This is a genomic window from Francisella sp. 19X1-34, from assembly GCF_041102755.1.
Taxonomy (GTDB): domain Bacteria; phylum Pseudomonadota; class Gammaproteobacteria; order Francisellales; family Francisellaceae; genus Francisella.
On record NZ_JBGCTX010000009.1, the window covers coordinates 1 to 18,265 of the forward strand.

The window sequence follows — 18,265 nt, forward strand, 5'->3', positions numbered from 1 at the left end:
TTGCACATTTTATGATTAAATTTGAAGATAGGATTGGTAGCCTATGAAAAATTTACACAAAAGTCTGTAAAGGGTCGCTTTTAGCTTTAGGCTTTCTGGAACAGTGAATGTTGATAGTTGATTATTTGTATTAATTGATGCCATTTGTATACTCTCTAAGTTTTATTGCCATATTGAATTTAGTTTATATAGTTTGATAGCTAGGTTCTTCTGATCTGAAGCTATAATCTTCATTGTATCCTTTATGTCAGTAGAGCGTTCAAATCTCATAGTTATAGACTCTTGACCTTTATTAACGAAAAGCTCAATACTTGTTGTATCTAAAAAGATATCTACAGTTATATTTTGTGAATTTATATCTTTTATAAAGGCTTTATCCATAACTTGATTTAGACTATTTTCTACCGAGATCTGATTGTTTTGATAGCAAATGCTAATCACAAATTCTTGCTTATTTTCTAAAAGGTCTAGTTGCCATTGATTACCCGAAGTAAACTCTAGATTTAACTCAATAAGTTTTGCTGGTAGGATAGTATTTTGATTAAAAACTATTGGTTGTAAGTGTTGTACCCTAAGGTTTTTGTAAGTATCAACAGGGTAGGAAATAAGCTTGTTATCCTTTACTTTGAACTGTCTCATTAGACTCATTGCGCCAGCTGAATCTTCTTTGGCACGATTTTTATGATCTTCCCAAGAGTTCATCCAAGCAATAGCATATCTATTACCGTTTGCTTCAAAAGTCTGCGGAGCATAAAACTCTTTTGCAGAGTCTATGTATGTAGCAGGAGTTTTAGCAGAGAAGTATCTACCATCAAAATCACCAATATAATAGAAAGATTGGTAATCAAAATCTTTTTTATTTTCTGTTGTAAAAATTGATAGCACTAACACATATTTACCATCTAGATAAAATAAATCGGGACATTCTAGTGTTCTACCTGAGATAGCTTTTTCTTGAAATAATATGCTATGATAATGCCAGTTTTTAGCATCATCAGATCTATACAGTGCAACGCTTGGATAGTTATTCGCATAAGTGCCAATCACCATATAATAGCAGTTAAAATTTTTATCAAACCATATTTTAGGATCTCTAAAATCATAAGAGCAAAAATCAGGCTTACGATTAATAATACTTTCAGGTTTTGAAAAATGTATACCATCTTTACTTTTTATTAGATTTTGCTTTTCTATAAAAATATCTGGAGAGTTTTCTAGGTCTTCAAAATGCTCTGTATAGGCAAGAAAAAGTTCGTCATCTACAACCATAGCACTACCTGAGAATGCACCACCTATATATCTATCATCAAGGTCATTTTGCGGATAAATTGTAATAGGTAAATGTTGCCAATGTACCATATCTTTAGATACAGCATGTCCCCAGTGTAAAATTGCTGTATGCTTACCATAAGGATAATGCTGGTAGAACATATGATACTTACCTTTAAAGTAAACTAGGCCATTAGGATCGTTTAACCAAGCGTCTTTAGCTGTAAAGTGATACTGTAGGCGCTCAGTATCTTTTAGATTAGAGTTGTCATGAGAGTGATGTGACTGAAATTGCCCATATTTAAGACTAAAGCATACTCCTCCATACTCAAGTAGCGTATCATCATATACCCAGCCATTTTGAATATCTAGGTTCTTGGTATCACAGATGATTTTAAGAATATATTCTTTATTTGACTCTAATAACCATTCAATATGGTAATACTTTGTTTTTAGTGGTGTAGTTCGTATCTTGCAACACTCGACAACATTACTGCCATCATAAAGTTTAAATTGACCATGATCATTTGTATTGTAGTCAAAACAGATTACAGCATCATTCGTAGCATGGATCCGAAAGGATTTCTCATCAAGCTTATCTATAGCCATTTCTTTAAAATAAAGTATATGTATATAAAAAAGTTTATGTGACTAGGTGATTAGAGTCAATTTTATAAGCAGTAAAATAAAATCTACTTTAGATTTAGCAATATTTAGGTTAAATTATCCCCTTAATCTAAAAAATAATTAATAAAGGAATGATTTTGATAAAAGATCTAAAAGTAAGGCAGTTTTCTGTATTATGGTTTGTGGAGTTATGGGAGAGATATGCTTTTTATAGTTTCCAAGCCCTTTTTATGCTTTTTATAACAGCTAGTCATATTAGTGAGTCACAAGGGTATTTAGTCTTTGGGATATTTGCTTCGCTAATTTACATTACACCGACGATAGGTGGATACTTATCGGATAAGTATATTGGTGTTAAAAATGCTTTGGTTATAGGAGCTGTATTTTTATTATTAGGCTATATAATTTTGGCTAGCTCAACTAGCTTGAGTCATGTTAGTTGGGCGCTATCTCTTATAATTGTTGGTAATGGACTTTTTAAACCTGCGCCAACTTCACTAATTTCAAGAATTTTTGATGATAATCCATCGCAATCACACTCTGCATTTACACTATATTATATGGGTGTAAATATAGGTAGCTTTCTTGCTATTGCATTCACCCCCATAATTGCTAAATATACCAATTATTCATATGCTTTCATAGTATGTGTTATAGGTATGTTTTTGGCAATATCAAACTATCTTTGGAGAGCTAAGCTTTTAAGCAATATAAGTTCAGATTTACCTCCAATGACTATGAAGATTAAATTGTTTATATCTTTAGCATGTTTAGCTCAGTTATTTATCTGTTATGGCTTATTTCAAGTTACAGATATTTCTCTATATCTAATAATATCTTTATGTATTTTAACATTTGTATATATGTTAGTAGACGCAAAAAATACTAATGATGTCAAAGAAACCATTCTACAAATAATAGGTGTAATTTTAGTTATTGAAGCAGTTATTTACTTTATTGTATATAGTCAGATGTTTTAACTTTAGTACTATTTGCTAAACATAATGTTAAGCTTAATTTGATAGGTTTGAGTGTATCTCCAGCAACTTACGCATCGTTAGACTCTTTTTGGCTAGTTGTTTTAAGTCCGATATTAGCTATTTTTTATAAAAATAGCATAAAACATTTATCAATTCCATATAAATACTCTATAGGAACTGTAATTGCAGGGGTAGCTCCTTTAAGTTTATATTTGGTGATAAAGCTGACACAGGTTGATGGTTTTGTTAATGGTAATTGGATGTTTGTTTACTTCTTCTTTGGCGCATTAGCAGAGCTTTTAGTTGCAGCATTAGGTTTTTCTCTAATAGCGATCTATTTTAGAAAAGAAATAGTAACTTTAGGTATGGGATTTTTTATGCTAGCAGTTGCTTTAGGAGGTGCTTTATCTGGTAAATTAGGTCAGCTTGTAGCTATGCCAGATGGTAAGATTAACCCGGTAGTAAGTTTAAGTACTTATGAAAGTTACTTCCTATGGTTAGGTGTAATTACGATTATCTTAGGTGTCCTATATGCTGTAGTAGCCAAGATTGTGACTACTATAGCTAGTAGATATGATATTTCATTAGGATAAATAAGATTATAATCTTTTTATAATCTCATCAGTAAACTCTTCAGTAGAAGATAGTTTAGTTCCTTGAGTATAGATATCTTGAGTTCTAAATTTATCTTCAAGAGTTAAATTAATTGCATTTGCAATAGCTTCAGCTTCAGCTACTAATCCAAATGAATAAGAAAGCATTAGAGAGGCTGATAATATTTGTGCGATAGGGTTCGCCTTGCCTTGGCCTTTAATATCATATGCAGAACCACCAGAAGGCTCATAAAGACCAAAGCCATCTTTATTTAAGCTAATAGATGGAACTAGGCCAATAGATCCTGGTAGAACAGAAGCAAGATCAGAGATAATATCACCAAACAGATTGCCTGTAACCATTACATCAAATTGACTTGGGTTTAGAACCATCTGCATAGCACAGTTGTCTACATACATATGGTTAACAGTAACACTTGGATAGTCTTTTGCTACTTCATTAACTATATTTCTCCATAGTCGTGATGTATCTAAAACATTTGCTTTATCCACAGATGTTAATCTATTTGATCGTTGTGTAGCTCTTTCGAATGCTTGAGTAACAATATTTCTAATAGTGTGCTCATCATATTCAGCAATATCTGTAGCACATCTTGTACCATTTTCATCAGTAAAAGTTTTATGTTCGCCAAAGTAGATATCTCTAGAAAGCTCTCTAAAGATTTCAATATCAGCTCCATTTGCAATACGGCTATCTTTTAAAGGACATGTTTCTTTTAACGATGGAAATATTTGGCTAGGGCGAATGTTTATATTAAAACCAAAGTGTTTTCTAAGAGCTAAAATACTATTAGCTTCACAGCCTTGCCATTTTTCGTCATTTTGAGCTTCAACAGGGCCTCCAACTGAGCCAAAAAGTATGGCATCAGAGTTTTTACAGACCTCTAATGTTTCTTCTGGGCAGTGGCTTTTATATTTATCGTAAGCTGCACCACCAACTAAAGCTTCAGTATAATTAAATTTGTGATTATATTTTTTAGCTATAGCATCAAGAGCCTTAATTGCTGACCCCATAACTTCAGGGCCGATTCCATCACCAGCTAATATAGCAATATTTTTTTCCATTTTAATCTCTTCTTGATTGTTCAAATTGTTTGATTATATCTAAGTTGTCGATAAGGTAAGTCATGTCATCAAGTCCTTTGATAAGGCAATTCTTACGGAAAGGATCATAATCAAAATTATAAGTATGTCCATCAGCAGAAACTGCTTGGTTTTCAAGGTCAATAGTTACATTAAACTTTGGATCCTCTGCTTTGTCACATAAACCTTTAACAATATCCTTATCTAGCGATATTAATAATAGGCCATTTTTAGCCGCGTTATTGAAAAATATATCAGAAAAAGAAGGTGCTATTATTGCTCTGATACCAGCTTGAGTAAGGGCCCAAACAGCATGTTCTCTAGATGATCCACAACCAAAATTACTACCAGCTATTAATATTTGTGAGTTAGAGTAATTAGGATTGTTAAAAATAAAATCACTATCTTTTTCTTTTAGATTGTGAAATAAACTCTTACCATAACCATCTTTTGTTATTTGCGTTAGGAAGTTAGCAGGGATAATCATATCTGTATCAATATCACTTAGCCATAAAGGAATTGCATTAGATGTTAATTTTTTAAAAGCTTGCATTTTCTTATAACTCCTTATTTATAGTTTATCAACACTGCATATTTTGCCCATAACAGCACTGGCAGCTACTGTTTGAGGTGATGCAAGATGAGTTATACTTCCTTTACCTTGACGTCCGATAAAGTTTCTATTTGATGTGCTTATACATCTTTGACCTTCTGGAACTTTATCATCATTCATTGCTAGACACATTGAGCAACCTGGCATTCTAAATTCAGCACCAGCATCTATAAAGATTTTATCTAAGCCTTCTGATATTGCTATTTTTCTAACTTGTTCAGAGCCAGGAACTATATACATAGTTACATTTTTAGCGACTTTTCTTCCCTTTAGTATTTCAGCTACAGCACGCATATCTTCAATACGGCCATTTGTACAACTACCTACAAATGCCCATTGAATCTCTTTACCAAGGATATCCTCATCAGCATTAAATTTAGTATAATCATAAGCTTGCTGAGCTAACTTATGTTGGTGAGTTGGAATGTCTTTAAGATTTGGAATCTTGGCAGATATACTAATTGCATGTTGAGGGTTTATTCCCCAAGTTACCATAGGCTCTAGGTTGTTTATATCTACTTCTATGCACTTATCGAAGTATGCATTTTCATCACTTTCTAGATTTTTCCATTTTTCAATAGCTTTATCAAAATCAGAGCCTTGAGGGGCGTATTTTTTGCCTTTTAAATAGCTAAAAGTTTTATCATCTGGAGAGATTAGACCAGCTCTTGCACCACATTCTATAGACATGTTACATAGAGTCATACGCTCTTCCATAGTCATATCCTTAACTACGTCACCTGCATACTCAATTACATAGCCCCCAGCACCACCAATACCAATATTAGCAATTAGTTTCATTACAATATCTTTTGCTGTTGCTAGCTTTGAAGGTTTTCCTACAAACTCAACTTTCATTGTCTTTGGTCTATATTGTAGGATACAGTTTGCAGCAAGCACATGCCCAACTTCAGATGTTCCAACTCCAAATGCTAAAGCACCAAATGCGCCATGTGTTGAAGTATGAGAATCACCACATACAAGAGTTGTTCCTGGTAAAGTAAATCCTAACTCTGGGCCCATTACATGAACTACACCTTGATGTTGGCTTTCAAAGTCATAAAAATCAATTCCAAATTCTTTAACATTGCTACGAAGCTTTTCAACTTGAGCTTGAGCAACTTTATCTTCCATCTCTAAACGATTAACTGTAGATGTTGATATACTATGATCTACAGTAGCAATGATTGATTTAGTGTTATTTATAGGTACATTTAATTCCCTAATTCTATCAAATGCTTGAGCTGAAGTTACTTCGTGCATAAGCATTCTATCTATATATAAAATATCTGGAAAATCAGGTATTTGTTTTACAACATGAGCATCCCAGATTTTATCTATAATATTCTTTGCCATATTATATTTCCTACATTTTGTTTTACTTGCTTCGTTTTATGTTATCGTATTTTTTGCTATATCAAGCACTATAGTTTGTTTCTACATATAATTTATTTGTAGCTGTAATTAGAGCTTTAAGTGTCGAGACCTCTATATCTTGATCAGTAGCAACACCTTTAAAAGTAGGACTATTATCACCTGTTTTAATTATGATTGTACTTTCTGATTTAGAGTTAATACCATCATCTTTTAATGATCTTGAGAAGTAGTCTGAAATATTAACCCCAGGAATATACTCTTGTATACCTTTTAGTAAAGCAGATAATGCAGAGTTTTCACCATGGTCAGTGATTCTAAAGACTGTATTACCAAAGAAGCTTCCTTTTAGCTCAACATATGTTTCACCATTAGACTTTCCATAGTCAATACTTGTTACATTTATTGGTGATTTGATTTCTTTATAAGCAGTAATTAGCTCTTCATCGGTAATACCTTTTCTACGTTCATGATAAATATCTTTTATTTGTTGAGCAATTTTTGCTTTTTCTTTGTCATCACAAATGTAGCCATTTTCTTCGATAATCTTTTTAGCATGATTACCTCCTGAAAGAGGACCAAAGACAAAGCTAATTTCGTTACCAACAGATTCTGGGTGAAATGGTTGGTATGCTAGAGGATTACTTAATATAGCATTAGTATGGCCACCAGACGTATGTCTAGCTGAATTTAGCCCTGTAATAGGGTAGTGAGGTTGTCTTGATAACATTCTATCACCAATAAAATCAGAGATATTTTTAAAGCTAGAAATATCAATATCATTGTAGTAGTGACAGTCTTTTTGTTTACCAAAAAGGTTTAGAAACATAATACATTGCTCTAAAGAGGCGTTACCAGCTCTTTCACCGACACCATTAATACAACCTTCAATTTGTCTTGCAGGACCATCAAAAACCGCATTCATAGAATTTTCTAATGCCAAACCTAAATCGTTATGACAATGAGCTGACCAGATTATGTCTTTATCAGGAAATTCTTTTTTAATAATTTCAGCATGCTTAGCCATATTTTTGACAAAATAATTATCGCCTTCTCTTTCACATGCGCCACCAATTGTATCTGGACAGTTAATTACAGAAACTCCAGCTGAAACAGCAGCTCTAAAAACATCCGTTACATAGTCAAATGTATCGCCAAGTTTAGAATATCCTTCAGCACTAAACTCAACCTCAAAGCCCTCATCACTTGCAAGCTTAACTAGTTCGTAAACATTCTTGATATTCTGTTCATTCTCATTTTTGCTACCTAAGCTTGCTTGGGCTAAATTAGGATCTACCGGTAGATACATATGTACTCTTGCTTTGCCTATTTCTAGAGAAGGGCGTAAAGCATCCATTGTGATTTCAACTTGGTTCTTGCGTAACTGACATAATCCAGCAATAGTCATATTTGACTTTCTATCAGTCATTCTCTTTGAAATAGTATTCACTATTTCAAAATCAGTTTTACTTGCCGATGGGAATCCAGCTTCTATGATGTCAATATTTAGTTTATCTGCAAGATCAGCATATGTAATGTTATCCTCAAAAGACATACCTGCACCAGGGGATTGTTGACCATCTCTAAGAGTTGTATCAAAAATATGAATTTTCTTCTTACTCATAATATTTATGACTCCTCTATATATGTTAAAAAATCTTTGTAAGCTTCTCCTTTATTGAGTTTTTCAAAGATTTCTTTTATCTGTACCGTTATTTTATGATCGGAGTCTTTAAGCTGATTATCATCAACACTTCCAACAGGAATTAATTCAGCAGCAGTTCCTGATAAGAAGGCTTCATCAGCATCAATTAGTTCATCTACCTTATATAAGCGTTCTGTGACTTTATAACCTAAGTCTTTAGCAATTTGTATGATGATTTGTCTAGTAATTCCATTTAGTATTGTCCCTGGAGGGGTCGTTATAATTTCTTTATCTTTTACAATGAAAATATTCATAGCACCAGCTTCAGCAATATTTCCATCTATATCAAGCATTACAGATTCATGATAGTTAGTACCTCTAGTTTCTCCTGATGCTAATATGCAATTTACATAAGTTCCACTAAGTTTTGCATCACAGATTGTAGACTGAGGGTGAATACGAATATATTTACTGATTTTAATATTAGCAAGTTTGATATCAGTATACTTATTTAGATCAAGGCACATAATAACAATATCTACAGGATGAGCATTGGATGGTAATACACTTATACCTCCTTCAGCATAATATGCTAAAGGTCTTATATAGCATGATTTTTTGCCACTAGCTTTTACTATATCGATTACACCTTGACATAGAGCATCAACGCTATATTTACTTTCCATTCCAAGAACACTCATTGAGTATATAAATCTTTCCATATGTTCTTTTAATTTTAAGATACCAACACCATTAGGAGTTTCATAGGCTCTTACGCCTTCGAATACAGCAGAACCATAATGTAGAGCATGGGTATCTATTCCAACTTTTGCATCTTCATAAGAGATGATTTCACCATTTTTCCAAATTTTATCTATCATTTTTATCCTCGGTATTTAATTATTTTTTTAAGTTAAATTTTAAATAGTTTTATTTAGTGTCTGCTATTAGAGACATAGAGTATTTTTTGAGAGGGAGAGGAGTGCTTGAGAAGAATTACTTTGAGATTTGCTTTTTTTAAAGAATACAGTAGTAAAGACTTTAAAAAAAGCTTTACTATTACCTGACATCTTAGCTATAGGACCAATATCTATATGTATTGCCGTCGGCATACATGAATTCACTATTTTATGCATTTTCCCTTATCTTTTGAGTATAAGAATACTTTAGGCAAGATACTCTTAGTAAAAGTTAATATAGTTATTGTAGCCATATAATATTTTAGTGTAAACCTAGTTTTAGCATAACAGTTGATTTTTTTGAGAATAGTTAGGAAGTAAAATAATTTAAAAGAACTACTTACGATCTGCATAAATTTTTGCTTGAGCTGCTGATAATCTTGCAATTGGCACTCTAAATGGAGAACAAGATACATAATCAAGATCTAAATCATGGCAGAAACCGACAGAGTATGGCTCACCACCATGCTCACCACAGATACCCATTTTAGCATTAGGATTTACAGCTTTTACGCCTTCTTTAGCTATTTCCATTAGCTTACCAACACCTTTAGGGTCAAGTCTGGCAAATGGATCAAAGCTTAAGATACCATGCTCAAGATAATCTTTTATAAACTTATTGGCATCATCTCTACTAAATCCAAAAGTCATTTGAGTTAGATCATTTGTACCAAATGAGAAAAACTCACTACCGGCTTCAGCAAGCATACCTGCACCAATAGCACCACGAGGAGTCTCAAGCATTACGCCGATTTTATACTCAATTTCCATTTTTTCACGTTTTAAGATATTATCAGCAACTTCCCTAACAATTCCACTTAAAAGTTTAAACTCACCAAGAGTACTTACTAGAGGTATCATTAGCTCAGGCTGAACATCGATGCCCATACGTTTGCTTGAAATTGCAGCATATATAATAGCTTTTGTTTGCATTTCTATGATTTCTGGATATGTAACAGCAAGCCTACAGCCACGATGTCCCATCATAGGATTCATTTCACTGAGAGACTCAATTCGTGCTTCTAGCTCATTGTAGCTAATATTAAGTTCTTTTGCTAAAGCATCTATTTCATCAATTTCATGTGGCAAGAACTCATGAAGTGGAGGGTCGATAAATCTGATTGTTACAGCTAGTTTGTCCATAGCTTCAAATAGCTCTTCAAAGTCTTGTTGCTGTACAGGAAGTAATTTATCTAGAGCTTTTTGTCTTTCTTTTTTATCTTTTGCTAAGATCATTTGTCTAACATATGAGATACGATCTTCTTCAAAGAACATATGCTCAGTACGACATAGTCCAATACCTTCAGCGCCAAATGCTCTAGCTATAGAAGCATCTTTATATGTATCAGCATTACATCTAACGCGAAGCTTACGTACACTATCAACGAACTTCATAAAATCTTCAAAGTCTTGAGTCACTTCAGGATCTACAGTTTTGATAATACCTCTATAGACATTACCTTTTGTTCCATCAAGAGATAAGTAGTCACCTTCTGTAAAAACTTGGCCTCTTTCGAAAGTAATAGTTCTTTTTTCCTCATTGATCCTTGCTGACTCTAGTCCAGAGATACAGCACTTACCCATACCACGAGCAACAACAGCAGCATGTGAAGTCATACCTCCACGTAATGTAAGAATACCATTACAAGCATTCATACCAGCAATATCCTCGGGAGACGTTTCAACCCTAACTAGTATGGTTTTCTCTTGACCACGAGCTTTTGCTGCAAGTAGTGACTCAACATCAAAGTAAATTCTTCCACTAGCTGCACCAGGAGAGGCTCCAAGAGCTGATCCAAGAGGGCGTTTTGATGCTAGGGCTTTTTCATCAAATTTAGGATGAAGGAGTTGTTCTAATAAGTGTGGCTCCACCATCATCACAGCTTCCTCATTGGTGATTAAGCCTTCTTTTGCCATATCAACTGCTATTTTTAATGCCGCTCTTGCTGTTCTTTTACCATTTCTTGTTTGTAGCATGAAAAGCTTACCATCTTCGATAGTAAACTCCATATCTTGCATATCTTTATAGACTCTTTCTAAATTTTTAGCAATTTTTACAAAATCTTCAAATACTTGTGGCATTTTGTCTTTAAGGGTCGATATATGTGCAGGAGTTCTTACACCGGCAACCACATCTTCACCTTGAGCATTGATTAGGTATTCACCAAAGAGTTTGTTTTCACCAGTAGAAGGGTTTCTTGTAAAAGCCACTCCAGTACCAGAGTTATTACCAGAGTTACCATATACCATTTCCTGAACATTAACAGCAGTACCCCAGTTATTTGAGATATTATTGATTTCTCTATATATAATAGCCCTTTCAGCATTCCATGATCTAAATACTGCTTCGACTGCAGCTAGCAGCTGCTGTACTGGATCTGTAGGGAATTCTTTACCGACTAGATCTTTATAAACTTTCTTATATTCAGCAACAATATCTTTGTAATCAGTTGCACTTAAATCACAGTCATTTTTTACTTTTCTTTTTTCTTTTTTATCATCAAGTATTTTATCAAAAGGTTTTTTCTCACAGTCCATGACAACGTCAGCAAACATCATTATAAATCTTCTGTAGCTGTCATAAACAAATTGTTCATTGTTTGTCTTAGCTACCATAGCTCTAGCAACGTCATCATTTAAACCTAGATTTAGAACGGTATCCATCATACCAGGCATAGAAACTCTAGCTCCAGAACGCACTGATACAAGTAGAGGGTTATTGCCACCACCAAAAGTTTTACCTGTTCTTTTTTCTAAATTAGCAATGTGAGCAAATATCTGTTCTCTAACATCTTTACTTAGTTTTTGACGGTCATCGTAGTATTTAAGACAAGCCTCTGTTGTTACGGTAAATCCGTCAGGTACAGGAAGACCACTATTTAGCATTTCACTAAGATTTGCACCTTTTCCACCTAATAAATCACGCATAGACTTATTGCCTTCACTAAAGGCATAAACAAACTTTGACATAAAAACTCCTCTCAAGCTTTTTATAAATTAAATTGATGTTGCTACACCCTCAAGTGCAACTATTTTTCATCGTATCATATTTTTATAGAGAGATTAAAGAGTTTTGTTAAAGAAATTATAAAAAATAAATAGAAGAGGTTGGTTATTTAATTAAGTTAAGAGCATTTAGTGTTACAACTTGAGCATCCTGTAAGGTTAGCAACAAATCTTATCTTAGTTGATAAATACTTCATCGTGAAAACAATAATTAAAGTATAAATAATAGCACCAATAATATAACTTACTGATTTTATAGGAGCATTAATAATATTAGCTGTTTGATAAACTAATAATGCAGCTACATAAGCAATTGAGGTGCTCCAGATTATTGATAAAATAGCCCATCCTCGCGTAGCTTCTCTAACTGTGGCACCTATTACTGATATACAAGGGATATATAATAGTACAAAAAGTAAGTATGAGAAAGCTGCAATACCGGAGCCAAATTTACTAACCATATTACCCATAGCTGCAGTACTCATATTTGCATCGGCCTCATTTGAGGTTATTGGGTTAAAATCAATATGCTTAAAGTTATTGATGGTAGTACTCACAGCCTCCTTAAAGCTATCAATAGCGCTAAAGCTTTTGGGAATACCATCATCATCTGCTTGTGTGTAGATCGTGTTTAAAGTACCCACAACAACCTCTTTTGCAAGTGTTCCTGTTACTAGACCAACTGTCGCTGGCCAGTTATTATCACTAACCCCAATAGGGTTTAATATAGGGGTGATTTTCTTACTACCATAACTAAGAAGTGATTCATTTTTCGCTACGTAAATACTATTTAGACTCCCGACAATAATTGCCACTGGGACAATAACTTTTCCCGCGCGAATAAGGAATGATTTTAATCTATTCCAACTATATATCATGATTGTTTTAGCATGAGGAAGATGATAGTTTGGTATATCTAAAATAAATGGAGAAGTATCTCCTTTTAGAAAGGTAAATTTAATAACATAGCCAGTTATTATGGCACCTATGATACCTGTGATATAGAGTAAGAATATTATCGATGCACCATGGTTTGGGAAGAAAGCAGTCGCAAATACTGAGAATATTGCTAGCCTTGCACCGCAAGACATAAAAGGTGACATCATAATAGTCATAAGTCGGTCTTTTCGTGTCTCTAGAGTTCTAGCAGCCATTACTGAAGCAACATTACAACCAAAACCAACGATTAATGGTACAAAAGCCTTACCAGATAAGCCAATAGACTGCATAAATTTATCCATCACAAATGCTGCCCGTGACATATAACCTGAGTCTTCGAGTATAGATAGAAATATAAATAGGAAGCCTATCTGAGGTATAAATGCTAAAACGGTATTAATACCAGTGCCAAAGCCTTGTGATAATATTTCAGTAATAGGTATTGGTAAGCCAATTAAATTTGAATAGTAAGCGACACCATCAATAAATATAGCACTAGAGAAATCATCAAATAGAGGCTGTACAGCAGCCCCTAAAGTAATGGAAAATAGGAACATCAGGTACATCATCAGTAAAAATACTGGGACTCCTAGATATTTGTTCATACATATTGCATCTAGAGTATTTGTTAGATTAATGCGTGATACTTTTTTACTCTCAGTTGAGGCATTTATAATCTCTGCAACTGCTTGATAACGAGATTTAGCAATATCAAAATTTTGCTTTCTATCTATAGATTTCTCTAAAGCATCTAAGTCTTTAGCTTTAACTTCTTGCGCAATTTGAATATTTCTACCATCAAGTAGCTCTGTTGTTAGCCACAAGTTACCTATATGATTATTACGCAATTCACTAATTTGATTTTCTAAATCAAAGACCTCTTTAGGGTAATGTTTAGTTAGGTCAAAGTTTGGTGTGCTTTGTGCATTTGCTAAAGTTTGTTTTAGGTCTTGAATACCAACATTTTTTGAGCCAACTATAGGTAAAACTTTACATCCTAGAATTTTTTCTAGCTTATCATAGTGTATAACAATACCTTTTTTAGTTGCGACATCTACCATATTGACAGCTAAGATTACTGGCAAGCCAAGCTCTATAAGCTGGACAGTTAAATATAAGCTTCTATTTAGATTTGAGGCATCTACTACATTAATGATTGCATTTGGTTTTTCTTTAACAATAAAAGAGTATGCTATTTGCTCATCGATAGAATTCTCATCAGATACAGATAAAGAGTAAATACCAGGGATATCTATGACTTCTATTTTTTTATTATTTGAATTAAAAGTACCTATTTTCTTATCGACTGTTACACCTGACCAGTTACCAACCTTCTGATTAAGTCCTGTTAAAGAGTTAAATATCGTTGTTTTACCACAGTTTGGGTTGCCAACTAAAGCATATTTCATAGTGATTTCTCAAGAATATATTTTTTAAAGCTAATTTGGTGTAACAAGTATAGCAAAAGATATTTAATTGTGATACACGATAATGAGAATTGTTATCAAATATTTATTGCAGTGTTGTGGTTCATTGCTGCTATTACATTATTTTTATAAATAATATTGTATCTGATAGACCTTTGATGACTCTGTAGTTTCCACTAACTTTAATGGTTTTTCTGCATCAATGTAATTTTCTAGACAGTAATAATGAAAGTAGTGTTGATTTGTTTTTTATATTATCTATTCTTAAAGTGATAATAGTTTTTTTCTATAAAACTTTAGCTCTGCGATAGATTCTTGGATATCATCAAGTGCCTTATGTGTCGCTTTTTTATTAAAAAATTCACCATCACCCCAATATTCATTTAGAAGCTTCAAGCTTGTAACGTCTAGCATTCTATAGTGACAATAGTCATCTATTTTAGGCATATATTTAGCTAAAAACCTTCTGTCTTGCCATATTGAATTGCCACATAAAGGAGAACTTTGGTATGGTACATATTGCTTGATAAACTCAAGAATCTTTAATTCAGCTTCTTCAAGAGTTATTGTACTATCTTTAACTCTTTGAGTAAGTCCAGTTTCGCCATGAGTTTTTATGCACCACTCATTCATGGTTTCTAAAACTTCATCAGGTTGGTAGATAGCTATAGGTTCTGCTTCTGCAACAACATTTAAGTCTTTATCTGTTATAATCGCAGCTATTTCAATTATTTGGCATTGTTCTACATCAAGACCTGTCATTTCTAAGTCGATCCAGACTAAGTTGTTTGAAGATTGCATATTTTATCAGTCCTTAACTCTAGATACGTAGCTAGATGTTCTAGTATCAACTTTAATAACTTCACCAGTTTGTACAAAAAGAGGAACTCTTACAACAGCCCCTGTAGATAATGTTGCAGGTTTGCCACCAGTACCCGCAGTATCACCTTTTAGGCCAGGATCTGTTTCAACAATCTCAAGGCTTACGAAATTTGGTGGGATAATTGATATCGGTTGGCCATTAAATAAAATTACTTGATACTCATCTTGGTCTTTTAACCACTTTTTAGTTTCACCAAGCCCTTCTTCAGAAACCATATATTGTTCGAATGTTTCTGGGTGCATAAAGACATAGCTATCACCATCAAAATATGAGTATACAGCAGTTAACTCTTCTACATCTGCTGCTTCAACAGATTCACCTGATTTAAAAGTTTTTTCTATAACTCTATCGTTAAGTAAATTTTTAAGTTTAACTCTATTAAAAGCTTGTCCTTTACCAGGTTTAACAAATTCATTTTCAACAATAACCATAGGGTTGCCATCTATTAAAACTTTTAAGCCACCTTTGAATTCATTTGTGCTATAGTTTGCCATTTTTGTAGTCCTTGCTTTATTAATTAAGTAATATTAGTTCCAACATGCTACAGGAGTTTTATCAATAATAGCTCCACTAACTTGTAGTTCAATATTTGTACAAGGAGTATCTGCTGTTTGTGCTCCTTGTGCTGTAGCTGTAATTGTATATCCTGAGCCTGAGTTTATGCTAGCATATGCTAATCTATAAAGTCCGCTTTGCGAATTCTCATGATAGAAAGAGTTTATATTGCTACCAGATGGGAATGAGCCGTTACGAATTTCATAGCTATCTGCAGCATTTGATGCTGATAATAGTTCAGAAGTTGCCTCGCTGCGATGACTTCTTAATGTATAGTTGTTATACATGGGTATTCCTATAGATGCAAGAATAGCTATGATTGCTATTACAACCATCAGTTCAACTAAAGAGAACCCTTTAATAAATAAATTTTTCTTAAACATATTAACAAAACTCTAGTAAATTTGTGGTTCGCCGTTTGGTCTGGTTCTATAGCGACGATGTTGCCATAAGTATTGTTCTGGGTATTTACGAATAGCATCTTCAAGAAAACGATTAGTAATTTCGGCATCTTTATAAGCATCTCCGGTAAACTCTAATGGCTCTCCAGTTACAATCTTATATTTTTCTAAACATTTTTCTCTTACATAATAGACAGGTAATACAACAGCTCCTGTTTTTTGAGCAAGCCATGGAGTTACTGTAAGAGTAGAACAAAGTCTACCAAAAAATGGCGCAAAAACCGAGTTTTCAATACCAGAGCTTTCTAAGCCAAAATCTTGATCTGGAGCATACCACATACTGTAGCCTTTTTTTATACTTCTGATCACAGCTATAAAGTTTTTACTATCTAAGCATTTATATAGATTTTTTTCACGATAGCTTTTTATCAGATCCTCTATAAGATCATTACCATTTTTTTGATACATTACCGTGAAAGGGGGAAACTCTTGACCGATATAACGACCAATTATTTCAATACAGTGAAAGTGAAATCCTAATGTAATTAATTTTTGATTAGGGTCTGTGTGGTATTTCTCAAATCTTTCTCTAGATCCTTCGCCCCATTCAAATGTTATTTTATTAAATCTTTTTTTTGATAAAAACCAAGCTGCTGTAGTTTCTGCCCCAGAGAGTACCATAGAGTAGTAACTTTTCTTAACTAACTTTTCTATTTCTTTATCTGATTTCTCTAGATAAGCGATTTTAAGGTTTTCTCTAGCAATCGCATTTCGGCTTTTTAGGAAAGGCTTAATTATAAATCCAATAAATAGGACAATGTATTTATGTGTAAATAAAGGCAGTTTCGAAGCATATCTCATTATGCCGACTATAATCCATATTCCCCAGTTTTCAGGTTTAAGGTTTTTACTGCTCACATTATACTCTTACGGTTAAGATACTATTTTAAAGTTTAACATATACTCCATCAATCATAAATAATTAATAGATTTTTTCTTCGCCAGGAGGTCTTGTCTTATAACGCCTATGTTGCCATAAGTATTGTTCTGGATACTTACGAATAGCACTTTCGAGAAATCTATTGGTCATGTTAGCATCTTTGTATGGATCTCCTGTAAACTCAATTGGCTCACAAGAAATTAATTTATACCCTGAGAGATCTTTTTTTCTAATGTAGTACATCGGTACTACCGTAGCGCCTGTTTTTTGTGCAAGCCACGGTGTAACTGTCAAAGTAGAGCAAAGCTTATTGAAGAAGTCTACGAAAATAATATGTTCCTTGAAATCTTGGTCAGGGGCATACCACATAGTCATACCTCTTTTTAAGCTCTTTATTACAGAAACTATATTTTTACGTTGGAAGCATTTATCAATATACTTCTCACGAGAAGTAGTTATGATGTGTTCCATTAAAGGGCTACTATGTTTTTGATACATTATCGAAAGAGGTTTAATATTGTTGCCGACATATCTTCCAGCAATTTCTAATGAGTGAAAGTGAAACCCTAATGCTAAAAGGGTTTTATTTGGATCATTATGGGTATCAATAAAAGTATCAAACTCTGAGATATCTATATTTAATTTTTTGAAATTTTTATCTGACATAAACCAAGCTATTAGGCTTTCAAAACCTGCCATGCACGCAGATTTATAGCTTTCATCAGCAAGTTTTTTTATTTCTTGGTCTGATTTTTCAGGAAAAGCTATCTTTAAGTTAGTGATGGCAATTTGATTACGCTTTTTTGCAAGAGGCTTCGCTAAGAAACCAATACCAATAGCTAGTCGCATTAAGGCTTTGTATGGCAGGATATTCACAATAGCTTTACATAAGCCAACTAATATCCAAATTCCCCAGTATTTTGGTTTTAGAAAAGTTTTATCCATATGTT

At 33.5% G+C, this 18,265-nt stretch carries 15 protein-coding genes; 2 read left to right on the forward strand and 13 right to left on the reverse strand.

Annotated elements, in window-relative coordinates; genetic code table 11:
- Positions 1–162: 162 nt before the first annotated feature.
- A complete protein-coding gene (locus AB8E56_RS02395) occupies positions 163–1,878 on the reverse strand; it encodes a glycoside hydrolase family 32 protein (protein ID WP_329477588.1) in 1,716 nt (571 codons plus the stop codon).
- A 155-nt stretch (positions 1,879–2,033) separates the two neighbouring features.
- On the opposite strand from AB8E56_RS02395, the gene AB8E56_RS02400 reads away from it, so the two are divergent.
- Together AB8E56_RS02400 and AB8E56_RS02405 are read left to right on the forward strand one after the other, a co-directional pair.
- Positions 2,034–2,876 carry an oligopeptide:H+ symporter gene (locus AB8E56_RS02400; RefSeq protein WP_329477590.1) on the forward strand — a complete coding sequence of 281 codons (843 nt, stop codon included), beginning with the start codon at positions 2,034–2,036 and terminating at the stop codon, positions 2,874–2,876.
- Between the two features lie 47 nt (positions 2,877–2,923).
- Positions 2,924–3,469, forward strand: coding sequence for a hypothetical protein (locus AB8E56_RS02405; RefSeq protein WP_329477592.1), 546 nt, complete (start codon positions 2,924–2,926; stop codon positions 3,467–3,469).
- A gap of 6 nt (positions 3,470–3,475) precedes the next feature.
- Here AB8E56_RS02405 and leuB read toward each other — a convergent pair whose 3' ends face one another.
- From leuB to AB8E56_RS02465, 12 genes are all read right to left on the reverse strand, one after another.
- Positions 3,476–4,555, reverse strand: a complete 1,080-nt coding sequence (gene leuB / locus AB8E56_RS02410) for a 3-isopropylmalate dehydrogenase (RefSeq protein WP_329477594.1) — start codon at positions 4,553–4,555, stop codon at positions 3,476–3,478.
- A 1-nt stretch (position 4,556) separates the two neighbouring features.
- The gene (gene leuD / locus AB8E56_RS02415) at positions 4,557–5,126 is read right to left on the reverse strand and encodes a 3-isopropylmalate dehydratase small subunit (protein WP_329477596.1); all 570 of its coding nucleotides are present in this window, start codon (positions 5,124–5,126) and stop codon (positions 4,557–4,559) included.
- Between the two features lie 18 nt (positions 5,127–5,144).
- Positions 5,145–6,542 (reverse strand): 3-isopropylmalate dehydratase large subunit, encoded by a 1,398-nt coding sequence (gene leuC, locus AB8E56_RS02420; RefSeq protein ID WP_329477598.1) that lies wholly within the window; start codon positions 6,540–6,542, stop codon positions 5,145–5,147.
- Positions 6,543–6,603: 61 nt separating this feature from the next.
- Positions 6,604–8,184, reverse strand: coding sequence for an alpha-isopropylmalate synthase regulatory domain-containing protein (locus AB8E56_RS02425; protein ID WP_329477600.1), 1,581 nt, complete (start codon positions 8,182–8,184; stop codon positions 6,604–6,606).
- Positions 8,185–8,189: 5 nt separating this feature from the next.
- Positions 8,190–9,086 carry a branched-chain amino acid transaminase gene (locus AB8E56_RS02430; protein ID WP_329477602.1) on the reverse strand — a complete coding sequence of 299 codons (897 nt, stop codon included), beginning with the start codon at positions 9,084–9,086 and terminating at the stop codon, positions 8,190–8,192.
- A 414-nt stretch (positions 9,087–9,500) separates the two neighbouring features.
- The gene (ppdK, locus tag AB8E56_RS02435) at positions 9,501–12,134 is read right to left on the reverse strand and encodes a pyruvate, phosphate dikinase (RefSeq protein WP_329477604.1); all 2,634 of its coding nucleotides are present in this window, start codon (positions 12,132–12,134) and stop codon (positions 9,501–9,503) included.
- 155 nt (positions 12,135–12,289) lie between these two features.
- A complete protein-coding gene (gene feoB, locus AB8E56_RS02440) occupies positions 12,290–14,518 on the reverse strand; it encodes a Fe(2+) transporter permease subunit FeoB (protein ID WP_329477607.1) in 2,229 nt (742 codons plus the stop codon).
- 282 nt (positions 14,519–14,800) lie between these two features.
- Positions 14,801–15,337 carry an oligoribonuclease gene (gene orn / locus AB8E56_RS02445; RefSeq protein ID WP_329477609.1) on the reverse strand — a complete coding sequence of 179 codons (537 nt, stop codon included), beginning with the start codon at positions 15,335–15,337 and terminating at the stop codon, positions 14,801–14,803.
- A gap of 6 nt (positions 15,338–15,343) precedes the next feature.
- Positions 15,344–15,913 (reverse strand): elongation factor P, encoded by a 570-nt coding sequence (gene efp / locus AB8E56_RS02450; RefSeq protein ID WP_329477611.1) that lies wholly within the window; start codon positions 15,911–15,913, stop codon positions 15,344–15,346.
- A gap of 33 nt (positions 15,914–15,946) precedes the next feature.
- Positions 15,947–16,357 carry a type IV pilin protein gene (locus AB8E56_RS02455; RefSeq protein WP_329477613.1) on the reverse strand — a complete coding sequence of 137 codons (411 nt, stop codon included), beginning with the start codon at positions 16,355–16,357 and terminating at the stop codon, positions 15,947–15,949.
- Positions 16,358–16,369: 12 nt separating this feature from the next.
- A complete protein-coding gene (locus tag AB8E56_RS02460; RefSeq protein WP_329477615.1) occupies positions 16,370–17,293 on the reverse strand; it encodes a lysophospholipid acyltransferase family protein in 924 nt (307 codons plus the stop codon).
- 64 nt (positions 17,294–17,357) lie between these two features.
- Entirely contained in the window at positions 17,358–18,260 is a 903-nt protein-coding gene (locus AB8E56_RS02465) for an LPS biosynthesis protein (RefSeq protein ID WP_329477617.1), read from the reverse strand.
- Positions 18,261–18,265 lie beyond the last annotated feature (5 nt).